Below are 21,320 nucleotides of genomic sequence, written 5' to 3' on the forward strand. Positions count from 1 at the left end.
TATTAATTAAAATAATCACTTATAAATCTTAACTGATCGAGACTTATAAGTGATTATTTTAATAAAGGAGCTGAACCTATGAAAGAATTTGATCGCTTTCCTAAGGTGATGAAGAAGCTCGTGCGATACATAAAACAGGAGGCATCTTTAGAACAGCTGGAGCAATTTAAAAAGGAGCTTGACCACGCAATGGAAAAAAGAACTGTCATGTTAAAGAAAACAACAGAAAACTAAATAAGGAGGTGAGACCTTGTCTTATCGAAGTCGCATATGGTTGCTTATTGGCTTAGATTCACTAATTGTTTTATCCACCATCTATTTCAGCAATGCACTAATTAACCCAAGTTTACAGGCATTAACTCTTTCTATTTTTGTTATTTCTATAACTTTATTAATAAGTCATCATCTATTTTCATTTTTATTTAAGCTTTATAAAAAGGCCTGGGAATATGCCAGTATTGGCGAACTAATCATTATATTTAAAGTTATAACTTATACTATTGTCGTAACAGCGGTTGTGCAACAAATTGTACAAAAACAAATTGATTTTCGGATCTTAGCCATAACATGGATGATTCATCTTCTATTAATCGGTGGTTCAAGATTTTTCTGGAGAATTTATCGAGATACCTACCTGAAACATCCAATTAATAAAAAACGGACACTAATAATTGGAGCCGGATCAGCTGGAACAATGGTCGCAAGGCAGCTTCTGCATAATCGTGATGCAGAGCTTGTACCAGTAGCATTTGTTGATGACAATGTACATAAACAAAAACTGGATATTTTAGGCATCCCTGTAGCTGGTGGTGTAAAAGAAATTGAGAGAATTACACAAGAACTAAATATTGCAAACATTGTTATTTGTATTCCATCATTAAATAAGAAGCAACTCAACCATATTTTTAGAGAATGTGCCAAAACAAATGCAAAAACACAAATGATTCCAATGCTTGAGGATTTAATGACAGGTAAGGTTTCTGTCAACCAATTCCGTGATGTTCAAGTAGAAGATCTGCTTGGACGTGACACAATCGAACTTGATATTAATAGTATCAGTGATTATGTGTCAAATAAGGTAGTACTTGTAACTGGTGCAGGAGGTTCTATTGGCTCGGAAATATGCCGCCAAATTTCAAAGTTTCATCCTAAAGCATTGGTTTTACTTGGACATGGAGAGAATAGTATTTATACAATTGAAATGGAATTAAAAGAAGCGTTTAAAAATAATGGGATCGAATTCATAACTGAAATTGCTGACCTTCAAGATTTTGATAAGCTCTTAAAGGTAATGGATATTTATCAACCACATGTGGTTTATCATGCAGCAGCACATAAACATGTGCCTCTGATGGAACGAAGTCCAGAGGAAGCAGTGAAAAATAACATTATCGGAACTAAGAATGTTGCACAAGCAGCAAGTGTTCATAATGTTGAAACCTTTGTCATGATCTCGACAGATAAAGCAGTTAATCCAACGAGTGTCATGGGCTCAACCAAGAGATTAGCTGAGATGCTGATTCAACACTTTGACCAAATTAGTTCAACAAGATTTGTTGCTGTTCGATTTGGGAATGTGTTAGGAAGTAGAGGTAGTGTTATACCACTTTTTAAAAAGCAAATTCAAAGTGGTGGTCCTGTTACAGTGACACACCCTGATATGGTCCGTTACTTTATGACGATTCCCGAAGCATCAAGATTAGTGATTCAGGCCGGAGCACTAGCAAGAGGTGGCGAAATTTTCGTTCTTGATATGGGGGAACCTGTAAAAATTGTAGATCTTGCCAAAAACTTGATAAAGCTTACAGGAAATAATATTGATGAGATCGGAATCGAGTTTACTGGTATGAGACCAGGTGAAAAACTTTTTGAAGAGCTTTTAAATAAGGATGAGGTCCACGAAGAGCAAATATATCCGAAAATTTATATTGGTAAAACGTCGCAATTATATATAGAAGAAATTGATTATATTATCAAAAATTTTAAAACGTTGGATCGAGAGCATTTAAGAGAGACACTTTTAAATTTAGCAAATGAACGAGTAGAATATCAGAAGAAATTAGTATCTGTTTAAGAGGAGAGGGTTAAGGTTGAAGGTTAGAAAGGCGATTATTCCAGCAGCAGGATTAGGTACAAGATTTTTACCGGCAACAAAAGCAATGCCAAAAGAAATGCTCCCAATTGTCGATAAACCAACGATTCAATATATTATAGAAGAAGCGGTTGAATCTGGTATTGAAGATATTATCATTGTAACAGGAAAAGGAAAGCGGGCGATTGAAGATCATTTTGATCACTCTTTTGAACTAGAACACACGTTATTGGAAAAAGGGAAAATGGAGCTATTAAGTGAAGTTCAAAAAGCATCCCAACTTGTCGATATTCATTATATTCGTCAAAAAGAACCTCGTGGATTGGGGCATGCTATTTGGTGTGCGCGGAAATTCATTGGCGATGAACCATTTGCAGTTCTTCTTGGTGACGACATTGTCAAAGCAGAAAAACCATGCTTAAAGCAAATGATTGAACAATATGAGCGCTACAATGCATCGATCATTGGAGTTCAACACGTAAAAGATGAAGAAGTATCGCGATATGGAATTGTAGATGCAATGGAGATTGGGGAAAGATTTTATAATGTTAGCAATCTAGTGGAAAAACCAAAACAAGAGAAAGCACCTTCAAACTTAGCCATTATGGGCCGCTATATCCTTACTCCTAAAATATTTGAAATGTTAGAAAAACAACAGCCGGGTTCTGGTGGAGAAATTCAATTAACAGATGCAATCGCAACACTAAACCAGTTCGAAGCAATTTATGCATATAACTTTGAAGGCAAACGTTATGATGTTGGAGAAAAAATGGGCTTCATCCAAACAACAATTGAACTTGCTCTACAGCGTGAAGATCTCAAACATGATTTATTAGACTTTTTATGCAATGTCATAGAAAAAGAAGTAACAGAAATTTAACACCTTTACCATTGGGTGTTTTTTTTATGTTCAAAAAGGGTGAAAACAATGGTAAATAAAGTGTTATTCTGTGCTACTGTTGATTATCATTTTAAAGCCTTCCATCTCCCAATCTTAAAATGGTTCAAAGAAAAGGGCTGGGAGGTACACATTGCAGCAAGTGGAGAGATGGAACTACCGTATGTAGATCAAAAATATAATATTCCGATTCAGCGCTCGCCATTTCAAACTAAGAATATTGCTGCCTTTCAGGAACTAAAAGAAGTTATTAACAAGAATGATTATAAAATCATCCACTGTCATACCCCCATGGGTGGTGTTCTTACAAGACTAGCAGCAAAACAAGCAAGAAAAAATGGCACGAAAGTATTTTATACAGCACACGGTTTTCATTTTTGTAAGGGAAGCCCGGTTATGAATTGGCTGCTATACTATCCGATTGAGAAAGGCCTTGCTAGATTCACAGATTGCTTGATTACGATTAACGAGGAAGATTACAATCTAGCGATTTCGCACCGATTTCGTGCTAATGATATTGAGCATGTTCATGGTGTAGGAGTAGATACTTCACGATTTAAGCCTATTGATAAAGAGGATAGGCGTGAGAGAAGAGAAAGATTTGGGTATAAAGACGATGACTTTTTAATGTTTTACGCAGCTGAGTTTAACAAGAATAAAAATCAGCAATTTTTAATAAGGGCGTTGGCTAAAATAAAGGACTCAATTCCAAATGCTAAACTCTTGTTGGCAGGTGAAGGACTACTACATGATTCTTGTAAGAAATTAGCTGCTGAACTAGGTGTGAATCATATGGTGGATTTTTTAGGATATCGAAATGATATTGTAAACATCCTTCCGATGTGTGATGTTGCTGTAGCTTCGAGCTTACGGGAAGGGTTGCCTGTTAATATTATGGAAGCGATGGCTTGTGGGTTGCCAGTGGTTGCGACAGAGAATCGAGGACATAATGAACTGATTGTGAATCAATATAATGGTTGGACTATTGGACTAGAAAATACTCATGATTTGGCAGAGAAAATTGTACTTCTTGCAACTGAAAAACATCTTACTACAACATTAGGAAAGAATGGTCGAGACAAAATCGAAAAGACGTATAGCGTAAACACAATTGTAAATGAAATGAGTCATCTATATGAAAAATTCATGGAAGAAATGGAGGGGATAAGATGGGTAGCCCAATAAGAGTATTACATGTCGTTGTCAATATGAATCGTGGCGGAGCAGAAACACTTATTATGAATTTATATCGTAACATCGATCGCTCAAAGGTACAATTTGACTTTTTGACATGTAAAGAAGGAGTATTTGATCAAGAAATATTAGACCGGGGTGGAAAAATCCATCGTATCCCTTACATTACGGATGGTGGACATTTTCATTACATAAGGAATTTAAAGCAATTTTTTAAAGCGAATAATCATTATAAAATTGTTCACTCCCACATGGATAAAATGAGTGGTTTTGTTTTAAAGGCTGCTAAGAAAGCTGGAATTCCGGTTAGGATAGCTCATAGTCATAATACACAGAGTGAAGGTGGTTTTATTGCTAGGCTTTATAAAGAATATGCAGGTAGCAATATTGTGAAATCTGCGACCCACTATTTAGCATGTTCAAATTTAGCTGCAAAATGGCTATTTAAAAACAAAGCTGATTCATCGAAGTTGTTAAAAAACGGGATAGATACACAGAAATTTTCATTTTCGAAGAAAATTAGAGATAAAGTGCGAATGGAGCTTGGAGTAGAGGAAGACAGTTTAGTTCTAGGGCATGTAGGACGCTTTAATCACCAAAAAAATCATGAATTTTTAATTGAGGTTTTTAATGAGCTAAAAAAGGTTGATTCTAAAGCTTATTTAGTGTTAGTTGGTGATGGTACTCTACGATATGACATTGAAGAAAAAGTGAAAAGATTGGGATTAGAAGAAAAGGTAAAGTTTCTGGGGGTTCGAAGTGATATTAATAGCTTGTTACAAGCATTTGATTTATTTGTTTTTCCATCTCTTCATGAGGGCTTACCTGTAACTTTAATTGAAGCGCAGGGATCAGGATTACCGTGTTTAATTTCGGAATATATTACAGATGAAGTTGATATGAAGGTAGATCTCATAAAATTTTTACCGATAAATAGTGGAAATATATGGGTTGAAGAAATAAGGAAAATCTCAACTAAGGATCAAAACCGAAATTGTTCATATCAGGCTCTATATCAACAAGGATATGATGTGAAAAATACTGCTCATTGTATGAATGATTTCTACTTGGAAATGGTGAGGTGAATGTATTGAAGAAATTAACCGTATTCACTCCAACCTATAATCGAGCGTATTGTCTTCATTACTGCTATGAAAGTTTAAAGGCACAAACAAACAAAGAGTTTGTATGGCTAATTATAGATGATGGATCTTCTGATAACACAGAGGATTTAGTTAATCAGTGGAAACAAGAATGCGCTATTGAAATAAGGTATATAAAGCAAGAAAATCAGGGAATGCATGGTGCTCATAATACAGCATATGAACATATTGATACAGAATTAAATGTTTGTATTGATTCAGATGACTATATGCCAGTTGATGCAGTAGAAAAGATTCTCTCATTCTGGGGGAAGTATGGTAATGATCAAGTGAGCGGGATAATTGGTCTTGATGCATATAAGAATGGAGAAATTATAGGTACAAAAATGCCAGAAAATATTAGTCAATCAACTCTTTTTGATCTTTACAATAAATTTAGTATAACTGGAGACAAAAAACTAGTTTATAGGTCTGAGTTAACGAAAAAATACCCATACCCTATCTTTGAAAATGAGAAATATGTGGGGTTAGCATACAAATACCATAAGTTAGATGAAGAATATCCAATGCTATTAATAAATGAAGTCCTTTGTATTGTTGAATATTTACCTGATGGTTCATCGTTAAATATGCTAAAACAGTATCGAGTTAATCCAAAAGGTTTCGCATTCTATCGTAGAGAGTTAATGAAGTTACAATTTGGCAGTATGAAATTCAAATTTAGGCAGGCTATTCATTATGTGTCTAGTAGTTTGATTTCTAAGAATAAAAGTTTTATTAAAGAATCTCCTTTGAAGATTATAACGTTATTCGCAACTCCATTAGGGTTACTTTTATATTTATTAATAATGTCTAAAACGAAAGCTTACTTGAAGTAGTTAAATTAGAAAGGATTAAAAATGACGGTACTATGGGCTACGCTTCTAATTGTGTTTATTTTTACTTTTTTAGCCAGATATATTCCAGCTAACAGTGCTGGACTTGATTACACAAATTTAAGACCAAATAAGTTTATGATATTTATTGTTCTAACATGCTTGGTACTAGTATCTGGTTTAAGAAACACAATTGGAGATACATACTTTTATATGCATGCATATGAAACAATTGATTTTACATGGAAATACACACTAGAAAATAAAGATCCGGGTTTTAGTGTTTTGCAGATGTATTTAAAGAATATATCAAACGATCCACAAATTCTCTTATTTATAACAGCTTTGGTTACAAATTTATTAATTGTTATCACACTATATAAATATACAAAAATGGTTGAAATTGGGTTTTACGTATTCATTACATCTGGGTTATTTACAGTATCAATGAATGGTGTTCGTCAATTTCTTGCAGCTTCTTTCATCTTTTGGGCAACTAAATATTTGTTAACAGGTCAATTTAAACAGTATTTTTTTATTGTTCTTTTTGCTTCTACGTTTCACGGTAGTGCACTAATTCTATTGCCTATTTACTTTATTGTTAGAAGAGAAGCGTGGACAAGAGTTACATTTATATTATTAACGTTCGCAATCTTGGTTGTTTTGGGGTTTGAACAATTTTCTAAAATATTGTTTACTGTACTCGAAGATTCTCAATATGGAGATTATAGTAATTTCGAAGAGGGCGGAGCAAACATATTAAGGGTATTTGTAGATGCTGTCCCAATTGTAATAGCTTATTTTGGAAGAGATAAACTAAGAGAACTTTGGCTCAAAAGTGACATAATTGTAAATATGTCACTTATAGGGTTGCTATTTTCAATCATAGCTACTCAAAATTGGATATTTGCGAGATTCAATATTTATTTTAGTTTATACAACTTGATATTAATATCGTGGATCATTTATTTGTTTAAAGATAATAGCAGAAGGTTTGTTTACTTTGGTTTATTAGTTTGCTACTTATTATATTTTTATTATGAGCAAGTCATATCATTAAACATGTATTATCAAAGTGATTATATTAATTTATAAGAGGGAAGAGAATGAAATCTGAAGAGAAGTTAACCGAGCAACATTTACAAGAAATTTTAGTGAATGTATATAAAAAAGGGCAAGAATTAGAAAACATCAGTGTTTTGGAATTAATAGAAGACATTAAACAGCAATTTTTGTCATATATCACTAAGTGAAAAGGGGAGAAAAATGAAACGAATTTTTGATTTGTGTGCCTCTATTATTATTCTTATTTTGCTTTCCCCAATAATTCTTACAGTAGCGATATTAGTACGAATAAAACTAGGCTCACCAATCTTTTTCAAACAGGAAAGACCTGGCTTACATGGTAAGCCTTTTTATTTTTATAAATTTCGAACCATGACAAATGAAAAAGATGGAAATGGTGAGTTACTGATTGATGAATATAGATTAACTTCTTTCGGGGAATTTTTAAGAAAGACCAGTTTAGATGAGTTTCCACAATTAATTAATGTGATCAAGGGAGATATTAGTTTAGTTGGCCCTAGACCTTTGTTAATGGACTATTTAGCACTATATACAAAAGAGCAAGCAAGGCGCCATCTAGTAAGACCCGGCATAACTGGCTGGGCACAAATAAATGGACGTAATAGTCTATCCTGGGAAGAAAAATTTGAATTAGATTTGTGGTACGTAAAGAATCGGACTTTTTTATTAGATCTAAAAATCCTTTTTTATACTGTATATAAAGTTATAAGAGCAAAAGATATTAATCAACAAGGGAATGCGACAGTCGAGAGATTTAAAGGTTCAGACATAAGAGAGGGCCAAGGATGAATATTGTCATAATTGGGAATGGTGGTCATAGCAAAGTAGTAAAAGATATTATTCTTTCAAATGAGAAATTACATATTGTTGGTTATTTAGATGAAAAATTTGAAGGTTTTTTAAATGAAGAAGAAATATTTTACGGTCCAATATCAGCATATCAGTTTCTAATAGATATGTTTGATGAAATCAAATTTATCATTGCAATTGGACATAATCAAACAAGGAAGCAGATAGTTAATAAAATGGATCTTGAGGAGAATCTGTACATGACTCCTGTCCATCCTTCAGCAATTATAAGTCCTAGTGCTAAAATTGGAAAAGGTACAGTTGTTATGGCAAATGCTGTAATAAATGCAGATGCCTTTATTGGAGATCACGTTATCGTTAATACAGGTTCAATTATTGAACATGACAGTAGAGTAAATGATTTTGCTCATATATCCCCAAATGCAACGTTAACAGGCTGTGTTCAGTTAGGAGAAGGTGTACATATAGGAGCAGGTGCAACTCTTATTCCAAATGTAGAAGTCGGTGATTGGTCAACTATAGGAGCAGGCGCGACTGTCATTAATGCAGTTCCATCGAATGTAACTGCTGTTGGTATTCCAGCCAAATTAAAAATATAGGAGGAGGTGTATTCATGCTGACAGATAAACAACAAGAAAGAATTTTTCTTTCTGCCCCACATATGAGTGGAAATGAAATGAAATATATTAATGATGCATTTGAAACGAATTGGATCGCACCATTAGGACCCAATGTTGATGCCTTTGAAAAAGAAATAGCAAATTACGTAGGAGTCAGTGAAGCTGTTGCCGTTAGTTCCGGTACTGCAGCCATTCATCTGGCTCTTTCTATATTAGATGTAAAAAAGGGAGACAAAGTATTTTGTTCCACCTTGACTTTTGTCGCGAGTGCTAATCCAATTCTTTACCAGGGAGCAGAACCAGTTTTCATCGATTCAGAGCCAGAAACTTGGAATATGTCTCCGCAAGCTCTAGAGAAAGCATTAAAAGAGGCATCTTCAGATGGAAAACTACCTAAAGCTGTAATTGTTGTTAATTTATATGGACAGAGTGCCAAAATGGATGAAATTGTTTCGTTATGTAATCAGTACGATGTACCGATTATTGAGGATGCAGCAGAATCTCTCGGCTCTACTTATAAAGGTAAAGCGAGTGGAACTTTTGGCAAATTTGGTGTTTTTTCTTTTAATGGCAATAAAATAATCACAACCTCTAGCGGAGGAATGCTTGTTTCGAATGATGTTGAAGCTATAAAGAAAGCAAGGTTTTTGGCGACTCAGGCAAAGGACCCAGCTCCCCACTACCAACATAGTACAATGGGCTTTAATTATCGAATGAGCAATATACTTGCAGGCATTGGTAGAGCTCAATTGGAGGTATTGGAGCAAAGGGTGCAAGCTAGGAGGCAACTATTCAATCGGTATAACCAAGAGCTAAGTTCTATACCAGGGATTCACTTTATGCCGGAATTAAAACATACAAAATCAAATCGTTGGCTCACAGCATTAACAATTAGTGAGGAAGTTACAGGAATTTCAGTACGCTCTATTTTAAATGCATTAGAGGAAAAGAATATTGAAGCACGTCCTGTTTGGAAACCACTGCATATGCAACCGTTATTTGAAAGAGCAAACTACTATTCTCACAGTGAAAATATGAATGTATCAGAGAGTTTGTTCAATTCAGGTCTGTGTCTTCCTTCAGGATCAATTATAACGATAGAAGATCAAATAAGAGTCATAAAATGTATAGAAGAATTGCTGAAATTAAAGGTTTAATTTAGATGTTTATATAGTGATATATCCCATGCGAAGGGAGGTTATATATAAGATGAATGAAAATACAAATAAGATCCCTAAAATTATCCATTATTGTTGGTTCGGAGGAAAAGAAAAGCCTGATATTGTGAAAAAATGTATAGAGAGCTGGGAAAGTCATTTATCAGGTTACGAAATTAGAGAATGGAATGAATATAATTTTGATATAGAAAGCAATATATATGTAAAAGAGGCTTATGAAGCTGGTAAATTTGCCTTTGTAAGTGATTATGCGAGAGTATATGCTCTCTTTAACTTTGGTGGTATATATTTAGATACAGATGTAGAGGTATTTAAACCATTTGATGATCTATTACATAATGATTCGTTTTGGGGGTTTGAACAGGAAAACTATATTGCTACAAGTACGATAGGTACAAGGAAGGGAAATAAATTAATTCAGTTATTTTTAGATTCGTATAAAGAAAAGAATTTTATCAACGAAGATGGTAGTTACGATGATTTAACGAATGTAGCAATTGTTTCTGAGATATTAAAAAACAAGGGCCTAAAAATGAATGGTCAATATCAAGAAATAGAAGAGATAGGGACATTTTATCCCCAAACATACTTCTCTCCATATGATTATATAAACTGCAGAAAGTTTATTACTGATAATACGTATGCGATGCATCATTTCTATAAAAGTTGGTTATCACCAAAAACTAGGTTTAAAAGTAATGTAAAAACAATAGTAGCTAGGGTAATAGGTGGAGATAATATTGCTAAAATCAGAAAAATAGTTTCAAAAGTTTAGGAGAAAATATGAAAAAAATATTAATATCTTCTTTTGATATGGAAGTTGGCGGAGTAGAAAGAAGTCTAATTAGCATGCTTAACAATTTCGATTACGGAAACTACGCAGTTGATTTAATGTTATACAGACATCAAGGTGATTTTCTAGATTTAGTGTCTAATAAAGTGAATTTATTAGACGAAATTCCACAATACACAACGTATAGAAAATCAATAGGTGAAATTTTAAAAGAGAAACAGTATTGTATAGGAGTTTCACGAATATTTTCTAAGATACACGCTGATCTTTTAGGAAAAATAAAAAAAATTGAAGAGTCAGGCTATTATCAAATGCAGCTAATATGGAAGTATGCTTTACCTTTACTTCCTAAGGTCGAGAAACAATACGATGTTGCGATTAGTTATTTATGGCCACATTATTTTATTGCTGAAAAGGTTAATGCCAAGAAAAAAATTGCGTGGATTCATACAGATTTTTCAACTGTTGAGACAGACATTCAAATGGATTTAAAAATGTGGAGGAAGTTTGACTATATAGTTGCTGTGTCTGAGGCTTGCAAAATGGCATTCTTGAATAAATACGGTGAATTAGAAAATAAGGTAATTGTAATAGAAAATATTACATCTCCAGAATTCATTAGAGAGATGGCTAATGAAAAAATTGATAATCCAATGATCGAGGATAATAGGTTTAAAATTGTTACAGTTGCCAGACTTTCACACGCTAAAGGAATAGATCATGCAGTATGTGCTCTAAAAAAATTAAAAGAAAAAGGCTATCAGGATATTGCTTGGTATGTAGTGGGATATGGTGGAGATGAAGCTTTAATACAAGATTTAATAAAAAAATCAAATCTAGAAGATAGCTTTATTTTATTAGGAAAAAAAACAAATCCATATCCATATATGAAGGAAGCTGATATCTATGTGCAGCCATCTAGATATGAGGGAAAAGCGGTAACTGTAGGGGAAGCTCAGATACTATCGAAACCAGTTATGATTACAAATTATAGGACTGCAAAAAGCCAGGTAAAAGATGGAGTAGATGGATATATTACTGAGTTATCAATCGACGGAATAGTTAGCGGTATCGAAAAGTTATATAATACCCCGGTTATGAGACAAGAGTTAATTAGCAATTGTATAAAAACGAATTATAGTAACAGTGTAGAGCTTAATAAATTATACAAAATATTATAGTGAAAGAATAAGAGCTGCATCAGGTAAGGATGGATATTAAATGAGTACAAAAATAAGTGTCATTATCCCCGTTTATAATGCAGAGAAATACATTACTCAGTGCATCGAGTCACTTCTTAACCAGACACTTCAAGAATGCGAATTCATCTTTATAGACGATGGTTCCACAGATAAAAGTAAACAAATCGTTGAAAATTATCAAAAGCTAGACGATCGTATAAAACTCTTAAGCCAGGAAAACCAAGGTGTGAGTATTGCTAGAAATGAAGGCTTACGTGTTGCTGACGGTGAATATATCGGATTTGTTGATGCTGATGATTTTATTGAAAAGACAATGTATAAAACGCTTTATACTACAGCCAAAAGAAGTAATTATGATGTAATAATTTCAAATTACGAAAGTGAAATAGATGGACATAAGATTATTACGAAATATCCATTTCCTATTGATACTACATTAACCAGGGGTTATATTCATCAAGAAATCTTACCATATTTTCTTAAAGAAGAAAATTTAAACACAGGGTGCAACAAGATTTATAGAAATAAAATTATAAGAGAAAACAACCTAAATTTTCCAGAAAAAGTTCCTCTAGGAGAAGATGGCCTGTTTAATATCCTCTTTTTTAGTTACGCAAATACTTTGAAGTACATAGATTATACTGGATATTTCTATAGAGAAGTAGAGGGTAGCGCAACAAGAAACATAGCTGAAAGAGATTATTTTAAGAGGGCAATAGAAGTATACAAAATGGAGTTGCCAACCATTTATGAAGAGTTACTTGAGAAGGAGATGATTTATAAGTTAAGGTCAACAAAGCTAATAAAAAGTGTAATGGCTTATATACATATTTATTTTACACCTTCTAAAGAGCTTAGTTTTAGAACAAGATTTAGATATATAGGACGTATGATAAGTAATAAAGATGTTAGAAAAGCTTTGATAATCTGTTATGGAGAATTGAATAATACTACAGGAAGATATGACAAATGCATTTTAAATCTTATTAAACTAAAATCTACGATTGGTCTATATTGTGTTACTTCATATAGTAGGTTTAGAAATACATAATATTGGAGGATTAGCATGAAGGTCATGATGTTTGCACATGAAGGTAGTCTCAATAGAGGTTGTGAAGCAATCGTTCGTTCATCAACGGACATAATTAAAGAAAAAGTAAGTGGGGCAAAGGTATATTTAGCATCAGGAAGACCGGAAACTGATGAGATTATAACCAAATTAGATGGAATATTGGATGGTTCCAAAAGTGCGATGAAGAAGTATTCATATGATTGGTGGATATCTTCATTTAAAGTAAAGTTATTTAAAGATGAATCTTATTCGTTAGGAAAAATTCATCATAATATAATAAAGCACATAGATGATATGGATGTTTATTTATCCATTGGTGGAGATAACTATTGCTATGGAGAGCAACCGGGATGGTATGAAATTGATAGAAGAGTAAAGTCAAAAGGAAAGAAATTAGTTCTTTGGGGATGTTCTATTGGAAAAGAAGATATATCCGAAAGAAAGTTGGAAGACCTCAAATTATTTGATTTAATTTTAGCCCGAGAAACCCTTACATATCAAATGTTGATAAGCAAAGGGCTTACTAATGTTAAATTATGTGCAGATCCTGCATTTACGATGGAAAAGGAAGAGTTAGACCTACCAGAAGGCTGGCAAGAAGGGAATACAGTTGGTTTAAATTTTAGTCCTCTTGTATGGAAGAGAAACAAAAATTCTCAAACTGCAGTAAGCGACCTAATAAATCATATACTAGATACCACTACCATGACGATAGCTCTTACACCTCATGTAATTGATGAAGGAAATAATGATTATGAAATTCTTTATAAATATTATGAAGAATTTAAAAAAACGGGAAGAGTAGTCATATTACCAGATCATTTAAATGCAATGCAATATAAAGGCTATATAGCAAGGATGAGATTTTTTATCGGTGCTAGAACTCATGCAACCATTGCAGCTTATTCAAATTATATTCCAACGATGGTGTTAGGATATAGTGTGAAATCAAAAGGAATAGCAAAAGATCTTTTAGGAGAAGAAAAATTAGTGTTGGGTATTGAAGAAATTTCGAATAGTAATAAGCTAAAAAAATCATTTGATGAAATGATAGGAGAAGAAGAAGAAATAAAACAAAAGTTACAACAAACCATTCCTGCTATTAAAAAGATGTCATACAAGTCAGTTGAATATCTTAATGAGTTAGTGAAGTAGACTGAGAAATATGATGAAGAAAAAAAATATCTTATTTGTTATGCCTAGTCTATCCGCAGGCGGTGGAGAGAAAAGTTTAATAAATTTATTATCACAAATTAATTTTGATTTATATAATGTAGATTTGTTTCTATTTAGTAAAAGCGGAGAATTTTTCACTTTGCTGCCAAAAGAAGTAAATGTAATAGATCCTAAAGTAAATCATCTTATTTTTACTACAACCCTAATAAAATCTGTGAAGAGCTTTTTGAAAAATAAAAAATATCAACTAGCATATTCCAGGATTATGTTCACATTCAAAAATCGAACAATAAAGAATTCTGCTATTTCAGAACAATACTCTTGGAAGTATCTAAGTGCATCCTTTGATATTCTAGAGAAAGAGTATGATGTAGCAATAGGGTATCTTGAAAAGTCATCTATTTATTTTGTTGTAGATAGAGTAAAATCCAAAAAGAAGATTGGGTGGATCCATACTAACTATGCAAATTCTGGAATGGATAATAGATATGATACCCCCTACTTTAAACAGCTGGACAATATTGTTACAGTATCTCAAGAATGTGCCAATGCATTAAAAGATAATTTTCCAACCTTAACGAATAAAATTAAAGTGATATTTAATATTATATCACCCAAAGTAATAAAAACATTGTCAAAAGAAGATATACAAGATTCCTATTTATTTGAAGAAGGATATATTAATATTGTTACTGTTGCAAGATTAAGTGAAGAAAAAGGAATAGATCAAGCAATCAAATCGTGCAAAATACTAGTTAACAAAGGCTACAAAATAAAATGGTATGTAATAGGTGAAGGGAACCAGAGAGAAAAATTAGAACAACTAATCACTATAAATGACTTAAATAATCATTTTATATTATTAGGTATAAGAGAAAATCCCTATCCTTATATAAAAAGAGCTGATATATATGTCCAACCCTCAAAATATGAAGGGAAATCTATTGCGATTGATGAAGCCAAGATTCTTAAAAAGCCTATAATTGTTACAAATTTTAAGACAGCGAAGGACCAAATTGTTTGTGGGGTAAATGGCTTAATTGTGGAAATGAGTGAGGAATGTATATCACTAGGTATTGAAAAATTAATAAAGGAAGTAGAAATTAAAGAAAAACTAAAAAATAATTTAGCAAATGAAAATTTAGGAACTGAGGAAGAAATTGATAAGATATATACAATGTTATAGGAGGTGATAGGTAATGAAGAAAAATATATTATTTGTAATAAACAATTTAAATTGTGGCGGTGCAGAAAAAGCTCTTATTTCTTTGTTAGAAACTTTTGATTATTCTATGTATAATGTTGATTTGTTCTTATTTAAGCATGAAGGTTTATTTTTTAACAAAATACCTAAACAAGTAAACTTACTTGCAGAACCGTATGAGTATCAGTATTTTGATATGTCAATAAAAACAGCTATCAAAGACAGTATAAAAAAGGGAAGAACTGATATTGCTATTTCAAGAGTATGTGCTGGATATATATTTAATGTAGAAAAAAATAGAGCAAGATGTGAACAACGGGTATGGAAATATATATCTAGATCTTTAAAAACTATTAATAAGCGATACGACGTGGCAATTGGATATCTTGAAAAGAATCCAGTTTATTTTTGTATAGACAAAGTTAACGCTAATAAAAAGATAGGATTTATTCATAATGATTATGATAAATTGGGAATGGATCCTGAAGTTGATCTTCAATATTTTGAAAAACTAGATACAATTGTAACTGTTTCTGAAGAATGTTCTAAGGTTCTAAAACAAAGATTTCCGATATATAAGCAAAAGGTACATGTAATGCATAACATTGTATCTCCTAATGTAATCCATAAAATGTCTTTAGAACCATTTAATTTTAAAGAAAAAGGAATTAAGTTAGTTTCTGTTGGAAGATTGAATCATCAGAAAGGATTTGAAATGGCCATAGAAGCGTGTAAATACTTAATTGAAAGTGGATATGATGTAAAGTGGTATGTCATTGGAGAAGGACAAGATAGATTGAAATTAGAACAGAAGATAGAAGAAAATGATCTCCAAGAAATTTTTATCCTTCTAGGAATGAAAGAAAATCCATATCCATATATAAGAGAAGCAGATATTTATGTTCAGCCTTCAAGATTTGAAGGGAAATCCATAGCAATAGATGAGGCGAGAATACTTCATAAGCCAATCGTTGTAACAAACTTTAGCACAGCTACTGATCAAATTCAAAATGAAGAGAATGGATTAATTGTAGATATGGATGCTCAATCTATTTTTAAAGGTATTAAAAGATTAATCGATGATAAAGAACTAAGGAAAAACATGATAGAAAGTTTAACAAATGAAAGCCAAGGAACTGAGACAGAAATACAAAAATTATACGAATTAATGAGAGTAGTATAGATAAGAGGTGCAAATATTTGTATATTCAGATTGTTGGATTAATAGTAATCATATTATTCATTTTAATCATTTTGATTGATGTCGTACCTCTTTTGAAAGATTGGGTGAATCGGATTCATATTGGAAGGTATAATGATAAGCAATTGTGGAATCAATCAATCACCAATAAAGGTATAGAATGGTTAAACAAAACACCAAAGATTAAGGTTACCGATAATACAAGGCTAGTTATTATAGATATGTTAAAAGGGAATTATACGAAAAGTGCCATACAGCACTGGCAAGAAGCTGGATTATTACTAGGATTAACAGCGTATTTGAAAAATGACGATGACGAAAATGTGCAAAAAGAGATTATGAAATTTTTAAAATCAAAATTTGATCATAATGGACAATGGTTAAATAAGCCTCAACATGTAGATGGTGCTATATTAGCCTATGCAGTTATGAAGCTGGATTTCATAGAGAAAGATACATATAGAAAAGCACTTGATTATACATGGGAATTAATTAAAGAGCATATAGGTGAAGATGGAACAGTAGGATATAGAAAGTCTATGCAAAGCTACAGATATGTAGATACCATAGGTTTTATATGTCCTTTTTTAATTGCTTATGGAGTTAGATACAAAAATGATGAATGTATTGATTTAGCAGTTAAGCAAATAAAAATGTATGAACAATATGGTATGTTGGAAAATAAATTTATACCGAGCCATGCTTATAAAATAGAAAACAAGTTACCACTTGGTCTATATGGTTGGGGTAGAGGTCTTGGTTGGTACGCAATTGGTCTGATAGATTCATGGCGAGAACTTCCAAATAATCACAATTATAAAGCTGTTCTGGAAGAAAGCGTTAAGAACTTTGCTAAAGTTGCTAGAAGTTTTCAACAGGAGAATGGAAGTTGGAATTGGACTGTAACGAGAAAGGAATCACGACCCGACTCTTCTACAACAGCTACATTAGGTTGGTTTATGTTAAATTCTGCGAATATAGAAGAGATTTCGAAAGAGTGTTTAACTAGCGCAGAAAAAGCAATAAGTTACTTAATGAAAGTAACACGAAGAACTGGAACTGTAGATTTCTCTCAAGGTGATACAAAAGACATCGGGGTATATTCTATGTTGTTTAATATTTTGCCATTTACTCAGGGATTTTCAATAAGATTAATTAATTATGTAGCTCTTCTTGGAAAAGTAAACAAAAAGGTAGTGGAATAAGTGAGTAAATTAATATGTAAGGTACATATTTCAAGCAAAAAAGACTAAAAATTAAGATTTAAGATATCAACTGAAGGAATGCTATTTTACTATGATGAAAAAAGATTATAGGTGATTAAACATGATGAGAAGGATAATTACATCAATAAAGGCAAGAGTTAATAATAAATTAAATCCAAAATCAGAGTTGGATTTATTAAGAGAAAGAGGATTAATTCACGGGAGTAATTTCAATTTCTTCAACAGTCATATAGATTATGGTCATTGTTGGCTAGTTGAGATTGGAAATGATGTAACTATTACTAATAGTACTATTTTAGCACATGATGCAAGCACAAAATTGCATTTTGGTAAATCAAAAATAGGAAAAGTAAAGATTGGGGATAGAGTATTTATTGGGTACAATAGTATTATTTTATGCAATGTTAGAATTGGCAATGATGTCATAGTGGCCGCTGGTTCAATTGTCACTAAAGATATACCCGATGATAGTATAGTTGCAGGGAATCCCGCCAAGATAATTAGAAAGACATCAGATTACTTAAAAAAACACGAAGAATTTATGAAAGTTAAGCCTATATATGATACATACTGGCCTAATAAAACCCAAGGACAAATAGAAAAAATCAAAAAGGAACTAGAATATGATTTTGGATATGATGAATAAATAATAGTAAACAGTCATAGAAAATTCATTTTAAGATGATAATAGGTTAGAGTATCCCAAACTCTCACACTATGTAGTTCTAGCCTACAGACTTGGGAAAATGTATAAGAGGGGATTAGAGTGAGAGTAAAAAATTCTATTCTTAATATATCTGCTGGGATTGGAAGTCAAATCATTATTACAGCATTAAGTTTTGTTTCAAGAACAGTATTTATTAATAGTTTAGGTATTGAGTATCTAGGAATAAATGGACTGTTGACAAATATTCTTGCAATGTTGACATTGGCAGAAGCTGGTATAGGGACTAGTATCATGTACAGCCTTTATAAGCCAGTAGCAGAAAATAATCAACTAAAAATTAATGTACTTATTAAGTTCTATCGAAAAGCATATATGATTATAGCTCTAATCGTATTATTACTTGGATTAGCGCTTATGCCTTTTCTTGGATATTTTATTAAGGATTCAAGCGTTGAACATATTTATTTAATTTATAGCATCTTTTTATTTAATACAGTATTACCCTATTTATATGTACATAAAAACTCGTTTTTAAACGTTTGCCAAAAAGGCTACATTGTTACAGGTATATATTCTGTATCAGCAATTGTAACTACTATTCTTAAAATAGGAATCTTAAAGTATACAGGTAACTACATTTTATACCTAATAATAGATAGCACAATAACAATTATTACAACCATTATACTAACCACTATAGTTAATAAAATGTATCCATTTTTAAGAAATAAAGTGACAGAAAAATTAGATAGTGAAACAAAAAGTAATATTACTAAAAATGTAAAAGCTATTGTTTTGCAAAATATAGGAAATTACTTAGTGTTTGGTACTGATAATATTTTAATTTCTTCCTTTGTTAGTGTTGCTGCTGTAGGACTATATTCAAATTACAATATGTTAATTGAAATATGTAGAACGTTTATAAATCAAATATTTAATAATATCTACCATAGTGTAGGTAATTTAGTGGCAAATGAAAATGTTGATAAAGTTTATAGTGTTTATAAAGTATATATGTTACTTAACTTTTGGTTATATTCCATTTTTACAATTGTTTTATTAAATACGGTTGAACCATTTATTAAGTTATGGATTGGTTCAGAGTTTATTATGAGTAACGGTGTAACGATTGTGTTAATGATTATTTTTTATGAAAGAGGAATGAGAAATTCAATAAGTACAGTCAAAACTACATCTGGTATCTTCTATGAAGATCGATATGCACCTTTAATTCAGGCGGCTATAAATCTAATTATTTCAATTGTATTAGTTCAATATATTGGAATAGTGGGTGTTTTTATTGGAACCCTTATAAGTGCGTTGGCTGTTCCATTCTGGACGACTCCTTATTTAGTATATAAAAAAGTTTTCCATAAGTCTGTTTTAAATTATTTTATAAAATATGCGTATTACGTTGTTATTGGGGTAGCAACTTACTTACTTACAAGTATGGCTAGTAGCTTTATTGTAGCAGATAATTTTTTGAAATTAATATTAATTGGTTTTATTAGTTTTATTGTTCCAAATTTAATCTATGTAGGTATCTTCTTGAAAACAGATGAGTATAAATACATGTTTGGAATTGTAAGGATATTAATGGGGAAATTCACGAATAAATCTAAGCTAAATCAAACAAGTGCATGAAGGTTTGATAAAATGTATTTGAAATATGTTGCCAGTTAGAAATTCTGTTTTAATAAAATATTTAGATATTAATATTATTACAAAGAACTGGAGGGAGTAATGTCCGTGGAAATTTCAAATTATGATACGAAAATTCTAAAAGGGAGAGGTTATTATGAGTAAAGTTAGCGTCGTAGTACCTATATATAATGCAGAAAAAAAACTTAATAAATGCATAAAATCTATTCTTAATCAAACATTTAAAGATTTTGAATTGATCTTAGTAAATGATGGTTCAAGTGATAATAGTTTAAATGTTTGTAAAAAATATGAGAGCATAGATAAAAGAATAAAGATAATTGACAAGAAAAATGAAGGAAGTGGTGTAAGCCGAAGAAAAGGTGTGGAAGTAGCAAGTTCTACATATATTATGTTCGTAGATGCTGATGACTGGATTAATAGAAAGACTATTGAAGTATTATACAATGAAACAATCCAAAGTTGTGTCGATATAACGGTATGTAATATGTATAAAGTAATTGGAAAAAGCATGTTAATTAAAAAGAAAAATAAAAGCGCCTATTTTAATGAGGATAAACTTTATAATAAAGAGGAAATAAGAAGGGATTTAGTAGTAGCATACTTTTATGGACACCCGTTTCCTTCCTCATTATGTGCAAAGTTATATAAAAAAGAGCTACTAATCAATAGTGGGAAATACATAGAAAGAATACATTTCTTAGGAGATGACCTTTTTTATAATTTAGAGATATTTATAAAAGCAAACCATGTAAAAGTTATTGACAGAACTTTGTATTATTACAATAGGGGAGGTTTTACAAGTAAATATATGCCATATTTATTTGATGATATGATAAATGGTTATCTAATACAGAAAGAGGTAATCAATGAATATTATCTAAACACTCAACAAAAGCAATATAATGGTATCAGTATAATGCTACTTAATACATTTAAAACATGCCTGAATAATTTATTTAGTAGTAATTTAAGTGAATTAGAGATTAAAGACTCAATATCGGAATATGTTTCAAACGATGAGCTGATTGAATCAATTTTTAACGAGGGTTCAATTGAATATTTTCCTATGGAGTATTTGAATGCTATAAAAGATAAAGACATAGAATATCTATATAAATTAGGTAAAAATGCTCATAATAGGAATGCGCCTAAAAAAAAAATTATGAACTTTCTTTCAAAAGTTTTATAGGATTAGTGGAGATACCTAATTTGTTTGTTTTTCTGTCATCATAAATTGAAAGTAAAGTTACATTATTTT

Annotated in this window: 21 protein-coding genes; all 21 read left to right on the forward strand. The window is 31.7% G+C overall.

The annotated features are described in order from the left end of the window. Positions 1–78: 78 nt before the first annotated feature. The 21 genes from BK577_RS25950 to BK577_RS09110 all read left to right on the forward strand — a co-directional run bounded on the left by BK577_RS25950 (position 79) and on the right by BK577_RS09110 (position 21,251). Positions 79–234 (forward strand): hypothetical protein, encoded by a 156-nt coding sequence (locus tag BK577_RS25950; RefSeq protein WP_169908175.1) that lies wholly within the window; start codon positions 79–81, stop codon positions 232–234. A gap of 16 nt (positions 235–250) precedes the next feature. Further along, entirely contained in the window at positions 251–2,074 is a 1,824-nt protein-coding gene (locus BK577_RS09020) for a polysaccharide biosynthesis protein (protein WP_078432581.1), read from the forward strand. Positions 2,075–2,090: 16 nt separating this feature from the next. Further along, positions 2,091–2,972 carry a UTP--glucose-1-phosphate uridylyltransferase GalU gene (gene galU / locus BK577_RS09025; protein WP_078432582.1) on the forward strand — a complete coding sequence of 294 codons (882 nt, stop codon included), beginning with the start codon at positions 2,091–2,093 and terminating at the stop codon, positions 2,970–2,972. A 48-nt stretch (positions 2,973–3,020) separates the two neighbouring features. Continuing rightward, positions 3,021–4,175, forward strand: coding sequence for a glycosyltransferase family 4 protein (locus BK577_RS09030; RefSeq protein WP_078432583.1), 1,155 nt, complete (start codon positions 3,021–3,023; stop codon positions 4,173–4,175). After that, on the forward strand, positions 4,160–5,269 hold the full coding sequence (locus tag BK577_RS09035; protein WP_078432584.1) for a glycosyltransferase family 1 protein: 1,110 nt from the start codon (positions 4,160–4,162) through the stop codon (positions 5,267–5,269). The genes BK577_RS09030 and BK577_RS09035 overlap by 16 nt, the downstream gene beginning before the upstream one ends. Before the next feature lie 5 nt (positions 5,270–5,274). Then, a complete protein-coding gene (locus tag BK577_RS09040) occupies positions 5,275–6,165 on the forward strand; it encodes a glycosyltransferase family 2 protein (RefSeq protein WP_078432585.1) in 891 nt (296 codons plus the stop codon). A gap of 21 nt (positions 6,166–6,186) precedes the next feature. After that, positions 6,187–7,257, forward strand: coding sequence for an EpsG family protein (locus BK577_RS09045; protein WP_078432586.1), 1,071 nt, complete (start codon positions 6,187–6,189; stop codon positions 7,255–7,257). 11 nt (positions 7,258–7,268) lie between these two features. Next, complete coding sequence (locus BK577_RS25955) at positions 7,269–7,415, forward strand: YwzD family small protein (RefSeq protein WP_169908177.1); 147 nt, start codon at positions 7,269–7,271, stop codon at positions 7,413–7,415. Between the two features lie 13 nt (positions 7,416–7,428). Continuing rightward, entirely contained in the window at positions 7,429–8,037 is a 609-nt protein-coding gene (locus BK577_RS09050) for a sugar transferase (protein WP_078432587.1), read from the forward strand. After that, the gene (locus BK577_RS09055; RefSeq protein WP_078432588.1) at positions 8,034–8,657 is read left to right on the forward strand and encodes an acetyltransferase; all 624 of its coding nucleotides are present in this window, start codon (positions 8,034–8,036) and stop codon (positions 8,655–8,657) included. Before BK577_RS09050 ends, BK577_RS09055 begins: the two co-directional genes overlap by 4 nt. A 14-nt stretch (positions 8,658–8,671) precedes the next feature. Next, entirely contained in the window at positions 8,672–9,835 is a 1,164-nt protein-coding gene (locus tag BK577_RS09060) for a DegT/DnrJ/EryC1/StrS family aminotransferase (RefSeq protein WP_078432589.1), read from the forward strand. A gap of 52 nt (positions 9,836–9,887) precedes the next feature. Beyond that, positions 9,888–10,631 carry a glycosyltransferase family 32 protein gene (locus BK577_RS09065; RefSeq protein WP_078432590.1) on the forward strand — a complete coding sequence of 248 codons (744 nt, stop codon included), beginning with the start codon at positions 9,888–9,890 and terminating at the stop codon, positions 10,629–10,631. A gap of 8 nt (positions 10,632–10,639) precedes the next feature. Next, complete coding sequence (locus BK577_RS09070; protein WP_078432591.1) at positions 10,640–11,830, forward strand: glycosyltransferase; 1,191 nt, start codon at positions 10,640–10,642, stop codon at positions 11,828–11,830. A 40-nt stretch (positions 11,831–11,870) separates the two neighbouring features. Beyond that, the gene (locus tag BK577_RS09075; RefSeq protein ID WP_078432592.1) at positions 11,871–12,902 is read left to right on the forward strand and encodes a glycosyltransferase; all 1,032 of its coding nucleotides are present in this window, start codon (positions 11,871–11,873) and stop codon (positions 12,900–12,902) included. Positions 12,903–12,917: 15 nt separating this feature from the next. After that, positions 12,918–14,078 carry a polysaccharide pyruvyl transferase family protein gene (locus BK577_RS09080; RefSeq protein ID WP_078432593.1) on the forward strand — a complete coding sequence of 387 codons (1,161 nt, stop codon included), beginning with the start codon at positions 12,918–12,920 and terminating at the stop codon, positions 14,076–14,078. A 13-nt stretch (positions 14,079–14,091) separates the two neighbouring features. After that, a complete protein-coding gene (locus BK577_RS09085) occupies positions 14,092–15,285 on the forward strand; it encodes a glycosyltransferase (RefSeq protein WP_078433515.1) in 1,194 nt (397 codons plus the stop codon). Between the two features lie 13 nt (positions 15,286–15,298). Continuing rightward, positions 15,299–16,486: a glycosyltransferase gene (locus tag BK577_RS09090; protein WP_078432594.1), complete on the forward strand. Its 1,188-nt coding sequence runs from the start codon at positions 15,299–15,301 to the stop codon at positions 16,484–16,486. Positions 16,487–16,503: 17 nt separating this feature from the next. Next, complete coding sequence (locus BK577_RS09095; RefSeq protein ID WP_078432595.1) at positions 16,504–17,709, forward strand: glycoside hydrolase family 88 protein; 1,206 nt, start codon at positions 16,504–16,506, stop codon at positions 17,707–17,709. A 124-nt stretch (positions 17,710–17,833) separates the two neighbouring features. After that, positions 17,834–18,376 (forward strand): acyltransferase, encoded by a 543-nt coding sequence (locus BK577_RS09100; RefSeq protein ID WP_078433516.1) that lies wholly within the window; start codon positions 17,834–17,836, stop codon positions 18,374–18,376. Positions 18,377–18,496: 120 nt separating this feature from the next. After that, complete coding sequence (locus BK577_RS09105; RefSeq protein ID WP_078432596.1) at positions 18,497–20,041, forward strand: lipopolysaccharide biosynthesis protein; 1,545 nt, start codon at positions 18,497–18,499, stop codon at positions 20,039–20,041. A gap of 154 nt (positions 20,042–20,195) precedes the next feature. After that, the gene (locus tag BK577_RS09110) at positions 20,196–21,251 is read left to right on the forward strand and encodes a glycosyltransferase family 2 protein (protein ID WP_078432597.1); all 1,056 of its coding nucleotides are present in this window, start codon (positions 20,196–20,198) and stop codon (positions 21,249–21,251) included. The last annotated feature ends 69 nt before the right edge of the window (positions 21,252–21,320 follow it).

This window comes from Metabacillus halosaccharovorans, from assembly GCF_002019635.1.
Lineage (GTDB): Bacteria > Bacillota > Bacilli > Bacillales > Bacillaceae > Metabacillus > Metabacillus halosaccharovorans.